The sequence below is a fragment of the Nannocystis pusilla genome, from assembly GCF_026626665.1.
GTDB lineage: Bacteria > Myxococcota_A > Polyangia > Nannocystales > Nannocystaceae > Nannocystis > Nannocystis pusilla.
The window spans coordinates 6,342,063-6,360,894 of record NZ_JAPNKE010000002.1 but is presented as its reverse complement, the minus strand read 5'-3'; the positions used below and the strand labels follow the sequence as shown (position 1 = coordinate 6,360,894).

The following is an 18,832-nucleotide window of genomic DNA, read 5'->3' as shown; positions in this document are numbered from 1 at the left end:
CGAATGCGCGGCACCGCCCGCGCTGATCCGCGCCGATTCAGCGGCGCGATAGTCGCGTTTTACCCAGCCCGCGACTAGAACAGAGTCCAGGTCGCAACCGTGGGCCGCTCGCGATTTCGCCAATTCGGACGTCGTTCGGACCTGCGGGATCGACGCGGAGATCTCTTCCCGGAGAATCCGGGCGCATTTTCGGTCCTCGCGCCCCAGCGGCGCGCCATCGCGCGCTTAGCGCAATTCGGCGCGGACAGACGTCCCTTGTGGTCTGGGCCCCGCACGTGCCGTGGGCTGACCCATGCGCGAAATCGGGCATCCCCGTCGGAGCCCTCCGCGCCCGAGGTGTACATGGTTCAGCGCGAAATGTGCGCGGTCAGCGCCGGATAGCCGCGGCCCGAGGCCACTGGCACATTGCAGGGGCGAGACCCCATTGCGCGCTCGCCCGAGCCGGCGAGCGCGCGGCGACCCTCGAATCTATGCACCGAAGGGGTCGGAGGCCCTGCGGTCATTCTCCGCCCGGCGGACTCGGAGACCGGCGGCCCGCACTATCGGGGCCACTGCATTCGAGGCGATGATCGAAGGCGGGGAATTCTACGAAGAAAGGGCGGAGGCAATGGCTTGTTGCGAGCGCGCCGTCGACTCACCGCAGCGAACGCGAGCACGAGGAGCACGCCCCGCGAACCGTCATCGACGGCGCACCCGGAACAACCATCCTCGTCGTTGCGATCCGGACGACCAGCGCTGTCGCTCGAATTTCCGCTCCCCGAGGTGGCGCTCGAACTCACGGTCGAGGAGGCGTCGCCGCTCGTCGTGGGCGCAGCGGCGGTGCTCGAGACGCTGGTCGAGGTGTCGCCGGTCGAGCCGGTCGTCGCGGGGCAGCTCGAGCTTCGCCGCCTGTGCCCGTCGTGGTGTCGGTCTCCGGCGGCAGGCACAGCTTGATCGCCTGGCAGGTCTCCTCGGGCTTGCCGCAAGTGTCATCAGGCGAGCACGGGCCACCGTGAACCGGCTGGGGCGGTTGAGAGGGCTCGAACGGGCTGATGCACGCCTTGGTGCATTGGCATACGCTGCCGGCGTGGCAGTCGGCGTCGGTTTGGCAGTCGAGCGCGCGGCAGAAGGCGAAGCCGCAGGAGATATATTCGAAGCTGCCGGGCGGGCAGTCCTCCGGCGGCGGCGGGGCGATATCGGCGCGCGCTCGGCCTGCGAGGGACACGAGCAGGGCCGAGAGGGAAAGATACAGCGCAGACGACGGTTCATCGACGACACCCCGTCGTCACCGTATCACGGGTCGAGCGAGGACAGCCGTCATGTCGGCGCGTGGCTCCTCGCACGGCGGCCTGCGTGCGAGACGGCGACGATGGCCTGCCCGCCGGGCACGTGCGCGCGGAGGCCGAGCGTGCGCGAGTGGTACACGCCCAGCCGGCCCATGTTCGCCAGTCACCGCATCTGCTCGCAACGCACCCGGTAGCGGCGAAGCATCCCATCGAGGCCGTCCGCCGCGGGCTCGTCGCGCATGCGCGCGAGCACGAGTCCGACCCGTTCATCCGGGGCCGCGGCGAGCAGCTTGGACGCGAAGGTGTACGGCGGCTCAGCACACCCGAGCTCGTCGCACGCCGTGATCTCCGCGGCGATCGCCCGTGCCTCGGCGGCCATCACCACCTCCATCTGGCGGTCGCATGGCACCCCGGGCGCCGGGAAGCGGTGCAGCCCGTCGGCTACGTGCGTACGCAGGTGAATCAGCCGGGCCGCCGCGTTCTCGTGATCCAGCGAGCTCGAGATCACGGCGACGCCGTCCGGTAGCACCGAGCCGCGGTCGTGCCCGCCGAAGCAGATCGCCGGGGCGTCGTCGAGCCCGCGTCCGGCACGCGTGCCGCGGGCCGCGTCCAGCACCGCCCGGGCGCGCCCGACGTCGGCCATGGTCGCCGGCGGGCAGGCCGGAGCGGGTGTCCCACATGCCAGGTCCCCGGCAAGCACCAGGGCGACGAGCGAGCATCTGTCCATGCGGCTTCTGGGAATGATACCGTGAACGAGAGGCATGGATGTCGATGAATCTTCCGCCCGGCGCTTGGAGGCTGATTGTTGCGCTCGCTTTCGTCGCCCCGCCCGCGCGCGCCGACGTCGTTCCGCCGCTGCCGGACGAGTGCCCGCCCGGCAGCGACGTCGATTACGCCTGCGGCGCGGCGTTCTGCCGGGCGTTCCTGTGTGAGACCGATGCCGACTGCAAGGGTGGCGACTGCGAGCCGGTCAAGGCGTGCTTCGGCGAGAACGAGGCACTCTTGCCGCCGCCGACCGAACACGGCGGTCCATGCTCACGCGACGATACGTGCAGCGACGAGGAGCTCACTTGCCAGACGCTCAAGCTCTGCTTGTCGTTCGGGGACGGCACCTCCGGCGACGGCACGACAGCCGGCACGAGCACCGGAGCTGCGAGCACCGGGGCTGCGAGCACCGGGGCCGCGAGCACCGGAGCCGCGAGCACCGAGACCTCGACCAGCGGTTCGTCGGTCACCACGACCGGAGTCGACACACTCGGGTCCACCCAGACAGGAGGCGACCTCTCCACGGGCACCGGGAAGGACTCGAGAGGCGCCACGGATGGTGGTAGCTCGAACGGGACCTCGGGCGCAGACGGGAGCGGCTGCGCTTGCTCGCTCACGGATGGCTCGCCGGTTTTGCTCGGCCTGTTCGGACTCGCAGCGCTGCGGCGACGACGTATCACTCCGACGACGATCGCCCGCGCAAGCTGATCAAACGGCGGGCGATCTCGAGTGCATGGGCTCATCGAGAGGCTGCTCGAGCGTCGTAGGAGCCCCGGGCCTCGCCGGCCAGGCGCGCGAGCAACGTCGAGGCGAGCAACACGACGAGGCGATCACGCCGCTCACCCCGGCCGACGACGCCGCCGTGCGGGCGACGCTCGCCGACAAGTTGGCCGCCCACGCGGCGTTCGAGCCGGCGTTGCTCGCCGCGAGCCATGTACCGGATTGCCGCTATCATCAGGTGGGCGTCGACGGCGTCGACTACGGCGCACGGACGCTGTCCGAGTGGGGGCCGTGTACGCCGAGCGCCAGGATCGCGGCGAGACCGACCGCGAGAGCCGCTGGCGCGTCCTCGCGGTGGTCGGGCACGGCAAGCTCGCCGCGGTCAAGACCGACGTCGTGGTCGCCGGCACGCGTTACGTCGACCACATCCTGCTCCTGCGCGTCGCCGACGGCTGGCGCATCGCCGCCGCCGCCTGGGGCCCGGCGCCCGCCTCCTGACGTCATTCGCGCCGGCGAACACGCTGTGGAGCGGCTCGCCCGCGGATCGCCTCGTGGCCGTCGTCGAAGTCATGAGACGCCGACGCTTCAGCCCGGCGGGTCGCACACCGCGCCGCCTTCGATCTGCGCCTGAGTGCGGAACGTGTTGAGCATTGCCAGCTCTTCGGTTCGACGGCGGGGATGGTGCCGTCTCGCGGACGTTGGTGACGTGGTGCACAACCCCAGCTATGCCCCCCTACGGGCCCGAATTCGAGGGGTTGTATCGAAAGCTGCCCAGATCGCGACGAATTCGAGACGAAATTCGAGACAACCGGGAGATCACGCCGCCGCGCATCAGGGCCTCCAAGCCACCCTGGACCCCCCGATTGACCAAGCTTTCAGGCCGCCGGCCGCCCGACCGGCGAGACAAGCAGAGTGGGGACGGAGACGGGCAAGTCCGAGCAACGGGCGACATCACGCTCGGCGGTGGATACTCGGTCGATGGCCAGGTTAAGCGCTCGACGTGAACCAGAGGACAGGCGGCTCATCTTACGCCGCTGGCGACGTCCTCGTCGAGCGGGTCTACGACCTCCTCCCGCCCCACCTGCGGATCTCGCAGGCCTACCAGAAGTGGGCCGTGCTGCGATTCGACCTCGAGGACGCCCCATGCCGCCAGGAGCACCGCTACCACCATCGAAGAGGAACGCTATACCGTGACCAGCGGCCCCGGCGACCAACGCTAGCCTGTGTCCCCGCGGACAGCTTCAGACACGCATCGCGGAGCCATGAGCGATGGAGGTCGACTCCGAAGTCCCGCCCGCGAGCCGGGGAGCCGGGAGCCCAGGAGGCGTTGCCAAGCCGTCGCCAACCCGACCCGACCCGAGCCGTGGGAAGGTCAGCCGGTCGCCGGCGGGCTCGCGGGCGCGTCGGGCTCGTCGGCCAGCGCGAGGGCCTGGAACGCAGCGCGCGTCGCCTTGAGCGCGCTCGTGCCCTGGCCGTGCTCCGCCCACCACATCAGCGTGGCGAACGTGACGGCGACCAGCGTGTGCGCGACCAGGGAGGCGGCGCGCCGCTCGGCGAGGGGCCGGCGGCCACCGCCGTGGCCAGCACCGCCTCGATCTCCCGGAGCGTCGGGTGGTCGAGGAGCGCGGGGGCGCTAGCGATCACCCGCAGCCGCCGCCGCGCCGTCGCGGCGGCCTCGGGGTCGTCCAGCGGGCGCAGGAACGGCTCGATGAACTCGCGCAGCACGCCGCCGACCCGCAGGTCGGCTCCGGACAGCGCGGCGGCGCGCTGCCGCATGACGTCGAGAATGTCGCCCAGGCTGCCCCAGACGAGCTCCCATTTCGAGGGGAACAGGCGAAACAGGGTCCGGCGGCTCACCGACGCGGCGTCGGCGATCTCGTCCATGGTCACCCGGTCGAACCCCTCGCGCTCGAAGAGGTCGAGCGCAATGCGGGCGATCTCGCGCGGATCGGCCTCCTGGGGCCGTCCTCGCCGTGTCTGTTGCATTTTGGCACTTTGTGCCATAAATGGATGGGGCAGCCCCGGAGAGGATGACTACCATGAGCATCGCGTTCGAGTCAGCGATGAACGAGCCCGTGAGCCTCAACGTGCAACGCGAGCTGGAGAAGCCGGAGGCGCGGGCCGACCTGGTCGCCGTGTACGCCCGGCTGCGGCGGTTGGGGCCGGTGATCCGTTCGCGCTCGTTGTTGTTCGGCGAGAGCCTGGTGCTCACGCGCTACGAGGACGTCGTGAGCGCGTTGAAAGACCCGCGGCTCGCCAGCGACCGCCGCAGCATCACGGACGGCGGCAAGGGCCCGCTGGAGCGCTGGTGGATGCCGAACGTCATCAAGCTGCTGCTCGACAGCATGGTGATGAAGGACCCGCCGGATCACCGGCGCCTGCGCAACCTCGTGCAGAAGGCGTTCACGCCGGCGAGGGTCGAGGCGCTGAGCGGGCGGGTCGAGCGGATCACGGAGGAGCTGCTCGACGCGGCCGCCAGGAAGCCCGTCGTCGATCTGATCGCGGACCTCGCCCTGCCGCTGCCGCTCACCGTCATCTCGGAGATGCTCGGCGTCCCCGGGCCGGAGCGGATGCAGTTCCGCAAGCTGCTCGCGCGGGTCGTCGATCCCGGGAGCCAGAACCCGGTCGGGTTCGTCCTCAACTACCCGCACATGGTCCGGCTCAATCGGCTGCTGCGGCGCCTGGTCCAGCTCCGGCGCGAGCAGCCGGGCGACGACCTCATGACGGCGCTGGTGCAGGCCGAGGAGGGCGGCGACCGGCTCGGCGAGGACGAGCTGATCTCGATGGTCTTCCTGCTGCTGTTCGCCGGGCACGAGACGACGGTGAACCTGATCGGCAACGGCGTGCTGGCGCTGCTGCAGCACCCCGACCAGCTCCGATTGCTGCGCGACCGCCCCGAGCTGATCGACGGCGCGATCGAGGAGCTGCTGCGGTTCACCAACCCGGTCGGCACGGTGTCGCCCCGCTTCGTGCGCGAGGACCTCGAGATCGCGGGCGTCAGGGTCCCGAAGGGGAGCACGCTGACGCTGCTGCTCGCCTCGGCGAACCTCGACGAGGCGGCGTTCGCCGGGGCGGACGGGCTCGATATCACCCGCAGCCCGAACCGCCACGTCTCGTTCGGCCTCGGCGCCCACTACTGCCTGGGGGCGCCGCTCGCGCGGATCGAGGCGCGCGTGGCGATCCCCGCGCTGTTGCGGCGCTTCCCGGGCCTGCGCCTCGCGGTCCCGCCCGCGGCGATTCGCTGGCGTCCCGGCATGGGACTGCGGGGGCTCGAGGCGCTGCCGGTGTCCCTGTCGCCCGGCGATCGACCCGCGTAGGCCGACCGTTGCGGCGCGAGCCGGTCGTCGCGGCGAACGCCGCTCGATCCCCTCACCGCGAGGTCACTCCTCGGGTCAGCGGGAGCACGGGCGAGCCGCGCGGGCAGGCGTCGATCTGCTCGTCGGAGGTCTGCGGCGGCGCAACCAAACGCGCACGGCCCTGATTTACTGCCGCGCGCGGCCTTCGAGCTCGAGGGTGATGACGTGCCGCGTGTCGCCGCTCCGACGGACTCGTTCATGCGGGCTCCGGCGACGACCTACGCGTCACTGCCTCGTGTGGCTCAATCCTTTTAATGCGCAGGCAGCGCCGGCGCGCCCAGTGACCCTCCACAACAGCGACGAGACCTGCGACGACGGCGATCGAGGGCGTGATCTGCCTGTTGATGGCGGCGCCGCTCGGGGCGCCGCTCGGGCTCCTCGGCGCAATGATCGGGCAGGAGCTCGCCAGATCGGCGCGAGTCGGCGCGGGGAGCATCGCGGCGCTGGTGCTCGTCCTGCCGATCCTGACCGCGGTCGAGGCATGGCTGCCGGCGCCGCTGGTCGAGCGCGAGGTGCGGACGACGATCGTCGTCGACGCACCACCGACGGCAGTCTGGCCCAACCTCGTCGGCTTCGCCGAGCTCGACGCGCCGCCAGCGTGGATCTACGACCTCGGCGTGGCGTATCCGCTGCGCGCGCGGATCGAGGGCGAGGGCGTCGGCGCGGTCCGTCACTGCGAGTTCACCACAGGCGCGTTCGTCGAGCCGATCACCGCCTGGGAGCCCGGCCGACGGCTCGCGTTCGACGTCGTCGCTCAGCCGGCGCCGATGCACGAGCTGAGCCCGTACCGCCATGTCCACCCGCCGCACCTCGACGGCTACTTCCGCTCGCGTCGCGGCGAGTTCCGCCTGCGCGACCTGGGCAATGGCCGCACCGAGCTGTCCGGCAGCACGTGGTACACGCTCGACCTGGCCCCGACGACATACTGGGCGCTGTGGACCGACGCGCTGATCCACGGGATCCACCGCCGCGCGCTCGGACACGTCGCGCGGCTCAGCGAGCGTGGCGCGGTCTCGGTGCCGGCGGCGATCGACGACGTTGTAGGCGTGAGCCTCGGTGCGAGCCCGCGAGGCGAGTGAGGCGCGGACCGACGCTGGTACGTGAGCTCGCTGGGCCTCGCAGATGCACCGTGCGATCGTAGGTCAGCGCCGCGGCGAGCGGCGAGCGGCGAGCCGTCGAGAGCGACCTCGGCCTGCGTGTCGCACCACGCGAAGAAGGCGTCGCTACCCTTCGGGGTGATGCGCCGTCTCGCCCTCGCTGCTGCTCTCGGGCTCGGCTGCGGCAACGACAGCTCGCCGGCGTTCTCGTCGACGGGCGTCACCTCCGTAGCGCACACCTCGAGCAGTTCGGGCAGCACGACGACGTCGACCTCGACGTCAACCTCGGCCAGCGGCGGTGCTGAGGACAGCGCCGCGAGCAGCTCGGGGCGCGGCGTCCACGTTCGACATGGCCCCGCCCGCGCCGAGCGGGCGATCGCACTTCCCGACCTGGTCAACGTATTTCCCGCACTCGTAGTCGAGTGCGGTCGGCCGGCACTTGCCGTTGTTCAGGCACGCAGCGCGCTCAGCGAGACGCGATTCCGCCGAGGAACACGTCCACCAGGTGCGCGACGCGCGACTTCGACGACGCGCTCTGTTCGCTCGCGAGCGAGATGGCCGTCGCCACGCACACGAGGTCCTCGAACGTGACGTCGCGACGGATGACTCCGGCCTTCTGCGCACGTCGAACGAGCCGCCGCCCTTCTTCGCTCGTCGCGTGGCAGCCCGGCGTGTCGGTCTGAAGCACAGTCCCGAGCGAGGCTGCGATCCCTCGGTAGACGTTCGTGTGGAGCACGAGCTGTTCGAGGTAGGCGCGCACGGACTCCGTTGGGGTGAGCTCGCCGTCGCGCGCACGACTCGCCTCGGCGAGCTCCAGGAAGCGCGCGCTGTACGCCGCCCCGAGGAGCGCCTCGCGCGTCGGGAAGCGCCGATAGAGGGTGCCGATGCCCACGTTCGCGCGCTTGGCCACGTCCTCGAGCGAGACGTTCGCCCCGTGCTCGAGGAACATTTCCTCGGCTGCCGCGAGGATGCGCTCGCGGTTCAGCTGGGCGTCGGCGCGAAGCGAGACTTCGCCGGTTCTTGAGGGTTTCTTCTTCGCCACTTGCAAGTGGAGGATGCCTCCACCATGCAAGTGGAGCAACCCTCCACTTTGTGGAGGAGGAAAGGAGCCTCTTCGATGACGAAGCGATTCGAGGACAAGGTTGTGGTGATCACGGGCGGCAGCGAGGGCATCGGCCTGGCGACTGCCAAGCTCTTCGCGGCCGAGGGCGCGCACGTGTACGTGACCGCCCGGCGTCAGGATCGGCTGGACGAAGCCGTGAACGAGATCGGCCACGGCGCGGTCGGCGTCCAGGGCGATGCCGCGAAGCTCGCCGACCTCGACCGGCTCTACGAGCGCATCGAGCGTGACCACGGTCGGGTCGACGTCGTGTTCGCGAACGCGGGCATCTCCGAGAGCGGGCCGATCGGCGGGCTCGAAGAGGCACACTTCGATCGCGTGTTCGAAACGAACGTCAAGGGCACGGTCTTCACCGTGCAGAAGGCGCTGCCGCTGATGAAGGCCGGAGGCTCGGTGATCCTCGCGGGCTCGGGCGCGGGCAGCAAAGGACTCCCCGCTCTCTCGATCTACAGCGCCACGAAGGCGGCGATCCGTTCCTTCGCGAGGACGTGGACGACCGACCTCAAGACCCGCGGCATCCGTGTGAACGTCGTCTCCGCCGGGATGATCATGACCCCGGGCATGCAGAAGTACCTCCAGCACACCCCGGGCGCCGAGGCGGCCATCAAGGCGATGACGCCGCTCGACCGACTCGGTACGCCCGACGAGGTTGGTAAGGCCGTCCTCTACCTCGCGTCGGACGACGCCAGCTTCGTCGCCGGTGTCGAGTTGTTCGTCGACGGCGGCGTGCTCGCGGCTTGACCGTCAGCGGACGGAGCGCCTTCGCGTGGCGGCTGCAACGCCGAGTCGGGGGTGCGCTCGAGGCGGAAGGGCTCACTCGGGCATGCGAAGACCCTGGGCGGTTATGTGACGCTTCCAGCGTGCGCGAAGATCGGTCTGGCTGCAGTCGATGCGCTCGTCGATGAACTGCGCAGCGACGATCCGGTCGGTGCGGAAGTGACGAAATCCCTGGCGTAGCTCGCACCACCCCGCGACGAGACGCACCGTCTCGGCGTACCCGACGACGACCGGCCAGATGGTGCGCTCGGTCTCCTCGTTTCGCTCGTCGAGATAGCGAAGTCGGACCTTGCGTCCGGTGCGAATCCAGAGGCGAAGCTTCGTGAGGTCGATGCCATCGGTCGTCGCGGAGAGCGGCGCGGGCGCGCTGACCGACGGCTCGATGAGGAAGGCTCGCAGTCGCTCGGGCACGCTCTGCGTGATCTTCGCGAGGAGGTCGCGAGCGGCGTTTGCGAGCACGGGGTCGCCACGCATCGCCACCCACTGGGCACCGAGGACGGCCGCCTCGAGCTCGTCGGGCGTGAGCATCAGCGGCGGCATGTCGAACTGGCGATCGAGCACATACCCGAGCCCGGCTTCGCCACGAATCGGCACCTGCTGCGCCATCAACTCAGCGATGTCGCGGTAGACCGAGCGCTTCGAGGTCTCGAGTTCACCCGCAAGCGTCTCGGCGGTCACGGGGCGCTTCGCCCGCCTCAGGAGTTGGATGATCCGAAAGAGCCGGTCAGCGCGTCGCATGTTCGCTGCTGCCATCATGCTGTCAGCAGCACCGCGCTACAAGTCTTGCTCGTACGCCAACAACGAAGGAGCAAGCCATGAACCTGGTCTCGATTCTGAATCATCACGAAGGACGTGAAGCGCTTGGTCCAGTTCTACGAACGGGCGGTGGCGCCGGCGAGGTGGCTCACCGAGGAGTTCGCCGAGGTGGCGACGCCGACCTGCACGATCGCTATCGGCAGCGAACGCACGATGACGATGTTCGGCGCAGGAGCCGCGAGTGGCGCGAACAACCACTCGGTCATTCTCGAATCCCGGGTGGACGACGTCGACAAGGAATACGAGCGCCTCGAGGGAGTCCTCCGCGAGGTCGTGCAGGAGCCGGTGACGCAGCCGTGGGGCAATCGCTCGCTCTTGTTTCGCGATCCCGACGGCAACCTGATCAACTTCTTCACGCCGGTCAGCACGGAGGCGCGCGCGCGATACGGGCTGTAAACGGAGCCCGTCAATGACTTTGAGACACGGTGCTGCTCAGGTTTAGTGAATGTGAGAGTTCGCCGGAGGGGGCGTTGCCCGCGAGGGCAGTTTATGCCGACCTCCGGCCGCGCGCGGGGCTCGTGGTCGGGCGAAATCGGGATCGACCTCGGGATCGCCGGCGACGTAGAGCGCGGTGCAGCCGGCTGGATCGGCGAAGGTGAGAGGCCGCGCACGAGCTGAATCCAGAGCTCGAGGAGCGCTACGCCAAGAACCGCCTCGGCCTGACCCGCCAGCTTCGCTTCTCGACGCGCTCGGAGAAGTCGCTCGACATGATCGCAGCCGCGGCCGTGGACGAACGCCGCGCTCACTTCTTGCCGTTCCAGATGATGGGCGCGCGGTGGACCCACTCGTTCTTGTCGACGCAGTCGAGGCAGAAGGTCGCCACTTCGGCGCGCGTCACGTTCAGCGTTCCGGGCTTCGACCCCGACCTCGGTGGTGTGCAGCGGGCCGAGCGCGCCTGCGGGTTTGTCGTTCAGGCCGACGGCGCGCACCAGCGTCCAGTCGGTGTCGCTTTTGCGCGCGAGCGCGTCGACGCCATCGTGGTCGGCGTAGCCGATCTTGATGTTGCTCAGCTTGATGAACGCCCGGAAGAACCACGAGACGGTCGGCCACGAGTCACCGACGCCGATCGCGGATATGAAGACGACGCGCTTCACGTGCTGCTCTCCCATCACGGCGAGGATGTTTCGCGCCGTGTCCGTCATGAACCTCGGCGAGTTGATCTGCTTCGCCCAGGGGTTGTCGGACGCGCGCGAGTTGTTGTGGGCGACGATGACCGCCTCGGTTCCCTTCATCGCCTCGCGCAGGTCCTCGAGCTTCTCCGGCGTGCCTTTCACCAGCTCGACGCCGGGCGGGGCCTTCACGGCCTCGGGTTTGCGCACGAGCGCACGGACCGTGTGCCCGCGCTGCGGAGCCTGTTCGAGGAGGTGCAGCCCCGTCCGACCGCTGCCACCGATGATGAGGAGCTTCGCCATGCCCAACTCGTAGCACCGCGCACTCTCCTTGGGAAGTACGTACATTCGTGTTAGTGCTTCAGGGATGGCGAAGCTCGGCGATCTTCTCAGAGAGTCCTACACGCCCGACTGCCCCGGGCGGGACGTGCTCGACCACGTCATGTCCAAGTGGGGCATGCTCATCATGCTCGCGCTCGCCGAGCGCACCTACCGCTACGCCGAGCTGCGGCGCCGCGTGGGCGGCGTCAGCGAGCGCATGCTCGCCCTGACGCTCCGCACACTGGAGGAGGACGGCTTCGTCGCGCGCCGTGACTACGGGGAGGTGCCTCCGCGCGTCGAGTACTCGCTGACGCCATTGGACAGCGGGCTCGCGGAGCACCTCGACGCGCTCGGCCGGTGGATCGCGACGAACACGCCCAAGGTGCTCGCGGCGCGCGAGAAGCATCGTCAGCGCGCCGCGAAGTAGGTCCCGTCAGACGCCCTGCATCACCAGCTTCTTGAGGAGCGCCATCCCGCGCGCGGCCTCGGCGGGCGTCGCGTCGGCGAGCTCGGGGTACACGCGCCCGCTCTCGTTGCAGTCCTCGGTGTTCACGCACCAGCGCTCGCTCGCGGGCGTCGCCAGCTCGAAAGAGTTGTGATCAGCGGCCATCGTCGTTGCCTCCCCCGGCTCTCACCGCCGCGCGGCTGCGCATCCATCCACTGGTCCGGCACGCGTCTCCACCCGCATGCGCGAGCCGGAGCGATACGACCCGTGACGGGTCGAGCAGCGCCGCGAGGCGAGCGGCCATCGGCTCGAAGTCCGGCGAAGCGGCGCGCACGGCATGAAGACCGCCCGTGATGACCAAGAACAGGGCTTCCGGCCTCGCCCGGCGCGCCGCGGCCAGGTGTTCCGCCATCGCCGCGTCACGCTCCGCGGGCGGCACTTCCGCGTCGAACGCCACGACCGCGATCGGATCGCTTGGCTCCGTCGCCCGTCCTGCATCGGGAAGGTCCAGAACTCGCCTGACACGAGGTCGGCGCGGGCCGCCGCGTCGCCCGACGATGCCAGGAAGCGATCGATCCGCGCCTGCTCGCTAGCGACGGTGCTCGCGCGACTCCACCGCGCCCCGACACTACGCCTGCAGCTCGTCGGCCACGGGAGCGCCGAGGGCGCCGCGAAGAGCAACGACGAGCTCGCGCGCCGGCGGGCCGAGTGCGTGCAGCGCAGCTTGTGCGACGCGAGCGGCCGCGGCGAGGGTATGATCGCGGTCGCGATGACGAAGGGTCCCGACCGACAGCGCGCGGAGGTCGCGGGCCCGATCGACGTCCAGCTGGTCGTCCTCGACGGCTTCTTCGCGTCGGGGCTCAGCGTCACGGCCGACGTGCTGGCGACCAGCAACGTGATCGGCGCCGCGCTCGGCCCCGGGCCGCGCCCGCAGTTCCGCTGGTCGGTGCGCACGATCGACGGCGGCCCGGTGCGGTCGAGCGCGGGCATCGAGATCCGCGCCGACGGGGTCGTCGATCCGGCGGCGGGCGAGGTCGTCGTCGTGTTCGGCCCCGGCATGGCGGACGTCGAGCGCGTGCTCGCCGTCGTCGCGCGGCCCGACGCGCGTTCGCTGGCGCCGGTGCTCCGCGCGGCGCACGGGCGCGGGGCGCTGGTCGCGGCCAGCTGCTCGTCGACCTTCCTGCTCGCCGAGACGGGGCTGCTCGACGGCGGCGAGGCGACTACGTCGTGGTGGCTCGCGCCGCTGTTCCGCGGCCGCTACCGGGCGGTGCGCCTGCGGGCCGACGCGATCGTGTGCGAGGCAGGGACCGTGTTCACCGCCGGCGCGGCGATGGCCCAGCTCGACCTGAGCCTGTTGCTGGTGCGGCGCCTGGTCGGCCACGAGGTCGCGCACGCGTGCGCGCGCTACCTGGTGATCGACGAGGCGCGCGGCTCGCAGGCGCCGTTCCTGGTGATGGAGCACCTGACGCGGCACGACGAGCTGGTCGCGCGCGCGGAGCGGTGGATGAGCGCGCACCTCGACCGGGCGGTCGAGCTGACGGACGTCGCGCGCGCGCTCGGCTGCAGCGAGCGCACGCTGACGCGGCACTTCGTGGCGGCGACCGGGCTGTCGCCGCTGCGGTTCGTGCGGCGGCTGCGGCTCGAGACGGCGGCGCGGCTGCTGGCGACGACGGCGCTGGCGGTCGCCGAGGTGGCGGGACTGGTCGGGTACGACGACGAGCGCGCGTTCCGGCGCGCCTTCCTGGCGCACTTCGGTCGCAGCCCGATCGCCCACCGCCGCGCGAACCGGGCGATCCGCGCGCCGCAGGCCGGCGAGTGAGGCGAGCGTGTCACTCCTCGCTCGCCGGCTCCGGAGTCGCCGGCTTCGCCGCGTCGACGCGGCGGACGATCCACGCGGTGATGTCGGCGACCACCGCGGCGTGCTCCGGCTCGTGTAACAAGTCGTGGTAGTGGCCGGGGTAGATCTCGAGCTGCTTGTCGGCCACGCCGGCGCGGCGGAACAGGTCGCGGCTGCCGTCGGGCGGGGTGATACGGTCGGCGTCGCCGTGCAGCAGCAGCACCGGGACGGCGAGCTTCTCCATGTCGGCCTGGATCCGCTCGATGCCGTCGATCAGCGCGGCGGCGGTGCTGGCGGGGATCTTGCGGGCGTCGACCAGCGGGTCGGCGCCGGCGACGTCGGCGACCACGGCGGGGTCGCGCGAGAACCACTTCGGCTTGAGCTTGAGGACGCGCCAGCCGGGTGGTTGCGGCCGAGCTTGCGGGTCAGCTTGACGAGGCCGGGGCCGGCGTCGGGGCCGAGGCGCAGGGCGGCGGCGCTGAGGACGAGGCCCTGCAGCTCGCCCGGGTGCTCGAGCGCGTAGGTGGTGGCGATCGCCCCGCCCATGCTGTGGCCGAACACGAACAGCGGCAGGCCGGGCTCGGCGGCCCGCACCTGGGTGGCGACGACCGTGAGGTCGGCGACGTACTCGCCGAGCGCAGCGCGCGCGCGCTCGCCGGCCGAGCGCCCGTGACCGCGCAGGTCGAACGCGTGCACGGCGAGGCCCTGCGCGGCGAGGTGCTGGGCGAGCTCGGCGTAGCGGGCGCTGTGATCCTTGAGCCCGTGCGCCAGCAGGACGGCGCCGCGAGCCGACCCCGCGGGGCGCCACGACTGCACGTAGAGGTCGATGTCGCCGTGGGCGCGGAGGCGGGCCTCACGGTGCTCGACGCCGGCGACCGCCAGCGGCGCCGCAGGCGGCCGCGCTGGCGGGGTGCAGGCGCCGAAGCCGAAGAAGAGGAGGAGTGCGGAGACGAGGCGTGACATGCGAGATCCGTGGACGCCGACGATGCGGCGGCCACGGCCCTGGCGCCCAGGGCCGCGCCGGACAGACAGCGGACTGCCAAGGACAGCGGCGAGGTGCCGGCGTGGCCGTGGAGGCGCTCAAGGAGCCGGGAGAGGTCGAGCGCGAGCCTCTACGACCGACGCACGCCTTCGCGCTGCATTGCCGGGCCGACGCGCTTCGAGGTCGCGCTCATCAGCTCGGCCATGAAGTCGAGGAAGACGCGCACCTTCGGGAGCTGCGCCTTCTCCTTCGCGTAGAGGGCGGTGACCGGCACCTCTTGCTGGAGCTCGGATCGCAGGACCGCTTCGAACGTGCCGCGGACGAGGTCGTCGCGCACGACATGCTCGAAGACTTGAACGATGCCCTGGCTCGCGCGTGCCGCTTCGAGGATGGCCCCGATGCCGTTCGAGAAGAGCCGTCCCGTCGGCGCGAGCGCGAGGTCGCCAAGCTAGAGCGACTTCGGACCTGTCCTTTGTAATACAATCTTGCGCTCAACGCCGCGCCAAGCGGATCTAAACCGCATGCACCGTATTGGTGATGTGGTGTACAGGAGGTGCTAGACCTCCCTACGGGCCCGTATACGAGGAGTTGTCTCGAAAACTGCCCGAATAGCGACAAAATCGGGACGAATTTTCGAGACGACGGGGCTATCACGAGCACAGCGGGCTCGGCTCACTCGCATGGTCGTTCGCTGCAGCAGGCAGGGCCGGCCCGAGCCCTGTATGCCTGCACACGTTCCTGCTACGCCTCGAACATGCAGCTCCCGCTCGCCCAGCTCCTCCGAGCCTACATCCGCGCTTTCTCGGCTCGACCCGACGTATCGATCATCGACGCCGCGTTCGCTCCCCCGCTCACCGCCGAGGAGCGGGCCGGTCTCCCGCTGCCTCCGGAGCTCGACGCCTTCGCGGAGACCCTCGGCGGCGTCGAGTTCACGTGGGTGTTCGAGCAGGACCAGCACAACCCCGACCAGAGCAAGGGAGTCAACGGCGGCCACCTGAAGATCCCGTCGATCCGGAATTTCGCATGGCATCCGCGGCCGAGCGGCGTGCGCGGCAACTTCGCCGCGCGCGCTGTTCTCGACTCCATGACCCCCGAGGGCATCGGCTGGTGGATCCACCGTGCCAACGAGTCACCGAAGCAGGCCCAGACAGCCTTCGAGGACGCCAACGACTGCACGCTGAAGCCCATGGACTCGCTCACGGCCTATCTCACCATGGGGGCCCGTTACGCCTTCGTGTGGTACTGGCAAGCCGGGACCGCGACTGGCCGGGGCTATTACGACCGCCTGCGCCGCGCGAGCGTCCCGTTGAACACGTCGACGGCCAAGATCGAGGCCCGCCTGGTCGACGTCGGACTGCTGCCGGAGGAGGCGGCCGGCCTTACAGTGGCTCGGCGCCAGCGCCGTGCTGCTGCTGCACCGCGACGGCAGCCGAACGACGCCGAATACCACGTCGTCCTCCGAGAAGCCCCCGGCCAACATCACCAAGAATTCGGCTGTCTCGAACGCCACCACCGCGAAGGCGACCGGCGAGAAGACAACCAAGAAACCCGCCGCAAAGGCGACCGGTGAGAAGACAGCCAAGAAACCCCCGCCGCCGCGTCGGCGACTGGCGAGAAGACAGCCAAGAAGCCCGCCGCCGGGAAGACTGGCAAGAAGACCGCGTGACAGCTGCTCGACCCCGGAACCCAGCGCCCGCGCTGGTGATGCCCGACGACTGCGGCGGCGGGCCGACGCGCTGCCAGAACATCCCCCCACCACCGTGACCTCCGCGAGACAGGTAGTCGACGCTGCGGCCGACCTCGATCCGGATCGAGACGTCGGCCGAGCCAGATGCCCCGCCGACGCGAACGCCCGGGATGAAACCGCGGGTACCAATTAGTCGGCGTTGGAGACCGCGTCGAACGACCCGCGTCCTTCGGCTCCACATGCGCACAGCGACGGCTGGGGTTTGCAGTGGCGCGTGAGGCAGCGCAACTGGGAGTGCGCGTCGGCGATGCGACGAGCTCGGACGGCCGGCATCTCGGAGGTGGAGCTCTTCGCCTTCAAAGCCATGTCTGCGCCTACAAAGCCTCTGCAATATCTCGTCTTCTCCTGCCCGACCGTGCTGTCGGTGCTGCTCGTGGCCACCGGAGTGGGCTGCGGCGCGGGCACCGTCGGAAGGCCGTGCGACCGACCTCGCCGACCGCCGCGGAGGCCCTCGGTGCGGCCGAGGTGACTTGTCGCGAGGGGGTGAGCGACGCCCAGCCGCTGGTCGTCGACATGTCATCGTCCGCGCGCGTCGACCTCGAGGTCGCGATGAGAGAAGGCCTCGCGGTCGTGGCCTACGATTGCAAGAGCATGCGTCTGCTGCCCGCGTGCAAGTTCCCGGGTGGCTACAAGTTCGCCGGCGTCAGTCGCAAGGAAGAGGTGGTCAAGCTCAACGATCAGGGCGAGATCGCGGCCAACCTTCCGTTCAACGGCGTCAAGATCGCCGGCGGCATCGACCGCGACGCCGCCCTCGACCTCGCGCTCGTGCTCGTCGGCAAGCAGACCACCCCCACCGACGGCGCCGGTCGACCCGAGCTCACCGGTCGCTGCGACGGCGCGACGCACTTCGTCCGGTCGGCCAGCATCGGCGCGTTCGCGATCGGCGTCGGCGCCCGCGGCGAGGCGCGGATGGTCGCCGACGTGTTCGGCTACGGCGCCAGCGCCAACAGCTCGAGCCAGCGACAGAGCATGAACAAGGACGGTGACCTCGCCGAGTGCCGGGGCGCGACGCCCGACGACGTCAAGCCGCCGGCCCAGTGCCGCTCGGCGATCCGCCTCGAGCTGGTGCCGATCATGGCCACCGCGCCCGCCTCCGCCGACGCGCCGGCGCCGGCGCCGGAGCCCACCGCGATCGTTGCCAGCTGCCCTGCCGGCATGAGCATGGCGGCAGGCAGGTGCACCGCCGACACCTCCGGGCCGTACGTGTGCGCCGCCGGGGACGAGGCTCAGTGCGACGCGCAGTGCCAGAAGGGCAGCGCCGGCAGCTGCCACAACCTCGGCGTCCTCTTGCAAGGCAAGAAGATCGAGGTCGCGGGCGGCGGCTCGATCGTGCAGCAGGTCCAGGAGCGCGACGAGAAGCTGCGCGAGCTGTTCACCACGGCCTGCGAGGGCGGCCTCGCCGAGAGCTGCGATCGTCTCGGCTACGTCCGCATGTCGCTCAAGGCCCCGCGCACTGAGGTGCAGGACGCCTGGCAGCGCGCGTGCAACCTCGGCCATGGGCCCGGGTGCCGCGTCCTCGCGGGCGACTTCCTCCGCGGCGCCGCTCCCGACCTCGCGCGCGGCCGGGGGCTGCTCGACCGCGCGTGCAAGCTCGGCGACGCGTTCAGCTGCGGCTCGCTCGCCGACTCCTTCCTCAAGCCGAGCAGCGGCAGCGCGCCCACGCCCGACGAGGTCGCCCAGGGCATCGCGGTGTTCAAGGACGCCTGCGCCGCGCGCCGTCGCTACGCCTGCCGCGAGGTCGCCAGGCTCTACAGCGACGGCAAGCTGGTCGCCAAGGACGACGTGGTCGCCCTCGAGTACCACGAGAAGAGCTGCGCCACCGGCAACACGCTGTCTTGCCTCGACGCCGGACTGATGGTGTTCGCGGGCCGCGGCGCCGCCCGGGACGTCGCGCGGGCCGAGGTGCTGTTCGAGCGCACCTGCCCGACGGTGGACGCCGGCTCCGCCTGCGCGGACGCAGCCAAGGCGTTCCGCGAGGGCAAGCTCGTGCCGAAGGACACCGCCCGCGCCGCCTCGTACTTGGAGCGCATGTGCGCCGCCAGCGGCAACGGCTGCATGCACGTCGCCGACATGTACCTCGATGGCAAGGACGTGCCGAAGGACCGCGACCGCGCGCTCGGGCTCTACGAGGGCATGTGCACCAAGGGCAACGGCGCGGCGTGCCTGAAGCTCGCCGACCAGCTGCAGCGCAGCGACAAGGCGCGCGCCAGGGAGATCTACGGTTCGACGTGCAGCCAAGGCCTGGTCGAGGGCTGCGACAAGTTCAAGAAGCTCGGCGGCGACCCGGCCACCGTCAAGCCCTGAATAGTCCTTCGACGTCGAGATTCCAGATATTGGTGATGTGGCGTACAACCCTAGCTAGGCCCCTCTACGAGCTCGAATACGAGGGGTTGTCTCGAAAGCTGCCCGAATCGCGACAAAATCGAGACGATTTTTCGAGACAACCGGGAGATCGCATCGTCGCGCATCTCGGTT

21 protein-coding genes and 3 pseudogenes are annotated in these 18,832 nt (G+C 70.2%); 11 read left to right on the top strand and 13 right to left on the bottom strand.

Annotated features, from left to right (window positions below):
- Positions 1 to 539: 539 nt before the first annotated feature.
- Positions 540 to 779: an MYXO-CTERM sorting domain-containing protein gene (locus OV079_RS58735; protein ID WP_420829433.1), complete on the bottom strand. Its 240-nt coding sequence runs from the start codon at positions 777 to 779 to the stop codon at positions 540 to 542.
- Here OV079_RS58735 and OV079_RS28070 point away from each other — a divergent pair.
- Positions 763 to 933 carry a hypothetical protein gene (locus OV079_RS28070; protein ID WP_267772017.1) on the top strand — a complete coding sequence of 57 codons (171 nt, stop codon included), beginning with the start codon at positions 763 to 765 and terminating at the stop codon, positions 931 to 933. The two genes, OV079_RS58735 and OV079_RS28070, sit on opposite strands and share 17 nt — an antisense overlap.
- A gap of 495 nt (positions 934 to 1,428) precedes the next feature.
- Here the strand turns inward: OV079_RS28070 and OV079_RS28065 are convergent, their stop codons facing one another.
- Both OV079_RS28065 and OV079_RS28060 read right to left on the bottom strand, forming a co-directional pair.
- Positions 1,429 to 1,908, bottom strand: coding sequence for a hypothetical protein (locus OV079_RS28065; RefSeq protein ID WP_267772016.1), 480 nt, complete (start codon positions 1,906 to 1,908; stop codon positions 1,429 to 1,431).
- A 247-nt stretch (positions 1,909 to 2,155) separates the two neighbouring features.
- The gene (locus OV079_RS28060) at positions 2,156 to 2,500 is read right to left on the bottom strand and encodes a hypothetical protein (RefSeq protein WP_267772015.1); all 345 of its coding nucleotides are present in this window, start codon (positions 2,498 to 2,500) and stop codon (positions 2,156 to 2,158) included.
- Between the two features lie 133 nt (positions 2,501 to 2,633).
- Between OV079_RS28060 and OV079_RS58730 the strand changes: the two are divergent.
- Together OV079_RS58730 and OV079_RS58725 are read left to right on the top strand one after the other, a co-directional pair.
- Positions 2,634 to 2,738 (top strand): annotated as a pseudogene (locus tag OV079_RS58730) (hypothetical protein); the annotation flags it as partial.
- A gap of 294 nt (positions 2,739 to 3,032) precedes the next feature.
- The gene (locus OV079_RS58725; RefSeq protein WP_267772014.1) at positions 3,033 to 3,248 is read left to right on the top strand and encodes a nuclear transport factor 2 family protein; all 216 of its coding nucleotides are present in this window, start codon (positions 3,033 to 3,035) and stop codon (positions 3,246 to 3,248) included.
- 523 nt (positions 3,249 to 3,771) lie between these two features.
- Here OV079_RS58725 and OV079_RS28050 read toward each other — a convergent pair.
- A complete protein-coding gene (locus OV079_RS28050) occupies positions 3,772 to 3,909 on the bottom strand; it encodes a hypothetical protein (RefSeq protein ID WP_267772013.1) in 138 nt (45 codons plus the stop codon).
- 332 nt (positions 3,910 to 4,241) lie between these two features.
- On the bottom strand, positions 4,242 to 4,736 hold the full coding sequence (locus OV079_RS28045) for a TetR family transcriptional regulator (protein WP_267772012.1): 495 nt from the start codon (positions 4,734 to 4,736) through the stop codon (positions 4,242 to 4,244).
- Positions 4,737 to 4,789: 53 nt separating this feature from the next.
- Between OV079_RS28045 and OV079_RS28040 the strand changes: the two genes are divergently transcribed.
- On the top strand, positions 4,790 to 6,067 hold the full coding sequence (locus OV079_RS28040) for a cytochrome P450 family protein (protein WP_267772011.1): 1,278 nt from the start codon (positions 4,790 to 4,792) through the stop codon (positions 6,065 to 6,067).
- A gap of 368 nt (positions 6,068 to 6,435) precedes the next feature.
- Positions 6,436 to 7,185, top strand: coding sequence for an SRPBCC family protein (locus tag OV079_RS28035; RefSeq protein WP_267772010.1), 750 nt, complete (start codon positions 6,436 to 6,438; stop codon positions 7,183 to 7,185).
- A gap of 484 nt (positions 7,186 to 7,669) precedes the next feature.
- Here OV079_RS28035 and OV079_RS28030 read toward each other — a convergent pair whose 3' ends face one another.
- Positions 7,670 to 8,251, bottom strand: a complete 582-nt coding sequence (locus OV079_RS28030; protein ID WP_276602823.1) for a TetR/AcrR family transcriptional regulator — start codon at positions 8,249 to 8,251, stop codon at positions 7,670 to 7,672.
- A gap of 69 nt (positions 8,252 to 8,320) precedes the next feature.
- Here OV079_RS28030 and OV079_RS28025 point away from each other — a divergent pair, with 69 nt between their 5' ends.
- On the top strand, positions 8,321 to 9,064 hold the full coding sequence (locus OV079_RS28025) for an SDR family NAD(P)-dependent oxidoreductase (RefSeq protein WP_267772008.1): 744 nt from the start codon (positions 8,321 to 8,323) through the stop codon (positions 9,062 to 9,064).
- A gap of 72 nt (positions 9,065 to 9,136) precedes the next feature.
- On the opposite strand, the gene OV079_RS28020 is transcribed toward OV079_RS28025, so the two are convergent.
- Positions 9,137 to 9,838 carry a helix-turn-helix transcriptional regulator gene (locus OV079_RS28020; protein WP_267703584.1) on the bottom strand — a complete coding sequence of 234 codons (702 nt, stop codon included), beginning with the start codon at positions 9,836 to 9,838 and terminating at the stop codon, positions 9,137 to 9,139.
- A gap of 99 nt (positions 9,839 to 9,937) precedes the next feature.
- Between OV079_RS28020 and OV079_RS58720 the strand changes: the two genes are divergently transcribed.
- Positions 9,938 to 10,312: a VOC family protein gene (locus OV079_RS58720; RefSeq protein WP_420829544.1), complete on the top strand. Its 375-nt coding sequence runs from the start codon at positions 9,938 to 9,940 to the stop codon at positions 10,310 to 10,312.
- A 548-nt stretch (positions 10,313 to 10,860) separates the two neighbouring features.
- Here OV079_RS58720 and OV079_RS58715 read toward each other — a convergent pair.
- Positions 10,861 to 11,328 (bottom strand): annotated as a pseudogene (locus OV079_RS58715) (NAD(P)-dependent oxidoreductase); the annotation flags it as partial.
- A gap of 64 nt (positions 11,329 to 11,392) precedes the next feature.
- Between OV079_RS58715 and OV079_RS28010 the strand changes: the two are divergent.
- Positions 11,393 to 11,773: a winged helix-turn-helix transcriptional regulator gene (locus OV079_RS28010; RefSeq protein ID WP_276602822.1), complete on the top strand. Its 381-nt coding sequence runs from the start codon at positions 11,393 to 11,395 to the stop codon at positions 11,771 to 11,773.
- A 6-nt stretch (positions 11,774 to 11,779) separates the two neighbouring features.
- On the opposite strand, the gene OV079_RS28005 is transcribed toward OV079_RS28010, so the two are convergent.
- Positions 11,780 to 11,956 (bottom strand): hypothetical protein, encoded by a 177-nt coding sequence (locus tag OV079_RS28005; RefSeq protein WP_267772006.1) that lies wholly within the window; start codon positions 11,954 to 11,956, stop codon positions 11,780 to 11,782.
- The gene (locus OV079_RS28000; RefSeq protein ID WP_267772004.1) at positions 11,946 to 12,248 is read right to left on the bottom strand and encodes a hypothetical protein; all 303 of its coding nucleotides are present in this window, start codon (positions 12,246 to 12,248) and stop codon (positions 11,946 to 11,948) included. The genes OV079_RS28005 and OV079_RS28000 overlap by 11 nt, the downstream gene beginning before the upstream one ends.
- Before the next feature lie 141 nt (positions 12,249 to 12,389).
- Between OV079_RS28000 and OV079_RS27995 the strand changes: the two genes are divergently transcribed.
- Positions 12,390 to 13,610 carry a GlxA family transcriptional regulator gene (locus OV079_RS27995; protein ID WP_267772003.1) on the top strand — a complete coding sequence of 407 codons (1,221 nt, stop codon included), beginning with the start codon at positions 12,390 to 12,392 and terminating at the stop codon, positions 13,608 to 13,610.
- 10 nt (positions 13,611 to 13,620) lie between these two features.
- Here OV079_RS27995 and OV079_RS27990 read toward each other — a convergent pair whose 3' ends face one another.
- The 3 genes and pseudogenes from OV079_RS27990 to OV079_RS27980 all read right to left on the bottom strand — a co-directional run.
- Positions 13,621 to 13,977 (bottom strand): serine aminopeptidase domain-containing protein, encoded by a 357-nt coding sequence (locus tag OV079_RS27990; protein WP_267772002.1) that lies wholly within the window; start codon positions 13,975 to 13,977, stop codon positions 13,621 to 13,623.
- Positions 13,902 to 14,591, bottom strand: coding sequence for an alpha/beta fold hydrolase (locus OV079_RS27985; protein ID WP_267772001.1), 690 nt, complete (start codon positions 14,589 to 14,591; stop codon positions 13,902 to 13,904). The genes OV079_RS27990 and OV079_RS27985 overlap by 76 nt, the downstream gene beginning before the upstream one ends.
- Positions 14,592 to 14,740: 149 nt before the next feature.
- Positions 14,741 to 15,037: pseudogene (locus tag OV079_RS27980) on the bottom strand (LysR substrate-binding domain-containing protein); the annotation flags it as partial.
- Positions 15,038 to 15,364: 327 nt separating this feature from the next.
- Here OV079_RS27980 and OV079_RS27975 point away from each other — a divergent pair.
- Together OV079_RS27975 and OV079_RS27970 are read left to right on the top strand one after the other, a co-directional pair.
- Positions 15,365 to 16,180 (top strand): hypothetical protein, encoded by an 816-nt coding sequence (locus OV079_RS27975; RefSeq protein ID WP_267772000.1) that lies wholly within the window; start codon positions 15,365 to 15,367, stop codon positions 16,178 to 16,180.
- A gap of 642 nt (positions 16,181 to 16,822) precedes the next feature.
- Positions 16,823 to 18,661, top strand: a complete 1,839-nt coding sequence (locus OV079_RS27970; protein ID WP_267771999.1) for a tetratricopeptide repeat protein — start codon at positions 16,823 to 16,825, stop codon at positions 18,659 to 18,661.
- Positions 18,662 to 18,832: the final 171 nt, after the last annotated feature.